This window comes from Microcoleus sp. Pol17C6 (assembly GCF_036701145.1).
Taxonomy (GTDB): domain Bacteria; phylum Cyanobacteriota; class Cyanobacteriia; order Cyanobacteriales; family Microcoleaceae; genus Microcoleus.
This window is the reverse complement of record NZ_JAUBQH010000161.1, coordinates 1-1,403: the sequence shown is the minus strand read 5'-3', so window position 1 is coordinate 1,403 and position 1,403 is coordinate 1. Positions and strand designations below refer to the sequence as shown.

Here is a 1,403-nt window from a genome sequence, read left to right as displayed (position 1 = left end):
GTCGCTTTTATCAACAAGGTATGCGGGCTGCAACTCTGATTCGGTCTATCTCCTAGCCCTCTTTGTCACCCCCCCAGCAGTAGAATACCAGTTTCATCCAAAAATACTAAGTTTTTTGGCTCGATATTTTTGATCTTTTGCCAATATTCCACCCTTAACTTTTGGACTCTTTCAGTCCCGCCTTGGCTACTGTGCCATGTTTTTTTTTACGATTGAGTCCTAATTTCTGTAAGTAGCGGCACATTGCCGTCCGGCTCACCCAATTTCCCGTCTTAATAGCAAATAATTCACACAACTCTACCAAGGTAGCATCTGGATGCTCTGCCACCAGTGTTCTGATGAGTGCTTCCGCATTTGTCAAGTGACTAAATTGTGGTTTACCCCTCTGTTTAGGCTGTAAATTCCCCTCGACTTGTTGTTGTTTCACCAGTTTTTGGACGAGACTTTTGCTGACAGCAAACCTGATGGCTACTTTCCTAATTGACATCTTTTGGGTCAAATGTGCTGTTACTATTTTTGCTCGGAGATCGAGGGAATAGGTTTTCATTAGCTTTGAATACAAAATGATATTTTATTGTTATTCCATTGTACCACATTACAGCGGGAACCGCTGTATGTATAGCGTTTCTCAGATAGATGAGGTACAATAACAGCAGTGAGTAAACCAATTCCTCATATCGGATAATGTAACTTCATTGAAGGCAAACTCTATCGCTTTTGCTAATTCTCGATAATTAGTCGTCTTGATATAGCAATCCTAAATGATTATCAAGACTATGATACAATTATATGCAATACTCGATCGTGAATAAAAAGATGAATAACTTAAAACTGCCCCTCAAAGATATGGAAAAGGAAATAACTCAATTAGAATCTTTCATTAAAAGTGATATAGATGCAAGAGAACTTAAACGAGCAATAGCTGTAAGGATGGCTGTCGAAGGCAAGTTCTACCATGAGATTAGCAAAATTCTCGGTGTAAGTGAATTTTTTGTAGGTCATTGGAAAAAACAATTTCAAACCAAAGGCATCGAAGGAATCAAGCTAGGGCATAAAGGGTCAAAAGGGTATTTAACAGCTCTACAAAAGACTGAAGTAATTGAGTGGCTAAAGAATAAAGAATATTGGAATTTAGATGAGCTGGTTACTTATGTAGAGCGAGAGTTTGGTGTGAGCTATAAATCAAAACAGAGTTACTATGAACTTTTCGACCGGGCGAAAATTAGTTGGAAAAAAACTCAAAAAATCAATCCTAAATTTGATGAAGAACTGGTAAAAAAAAAGACGGAAGAAATTAACAATATTTTATTCAAAAACAAGGATGGCATAGAATCCGGGCAAATAATAGTATTATTTATAGATGAATGTCATCTACTTCATGGCGATCTGACTGGTTATGTTTG

General features: G+C 37.4%; 2 protein-coding genes. One reads left to right on the top strand and one right to left on the bottom strand.

Going from position 1 to position 1,403, the window contains the following annotated elements; genetic code table 11:
* Positions 1 to 154 precede the first annotated feature (154 nt).
* A complete protein-coding gene (locus QUA25_RS29180) occupies positions 155 to 547 on the bottom strand; it encodes a transposase (RefSeq protein ID WP_333043188.1) in 393 nt (130 codons plus the stop codon).
* Between the two features lie 269 nt (positions 548 to 816).
* Here QUA25_RS29180 and QUA25_RS29170 point away from each other — a divergent pair.
* A partial coding sequence (locus tag QUA25_RS29170; RefSeq protein WP_333043186.1) for a winged helix-turn-helix domain-containing protein occupies positions 817 to 1,403 on the top strand: 587 nt, incomplete at its 3' end.

What these genes read in the sequence shown, in the direction of transcription:
- QUA25_RS29180 (WP_333043188.1), bottom strand. Translation starts at nt 547, where the DNA reads ATGAAAACCTATTCCCTCGATCTCCGAGCAAAAATAGTAACAGCACAT.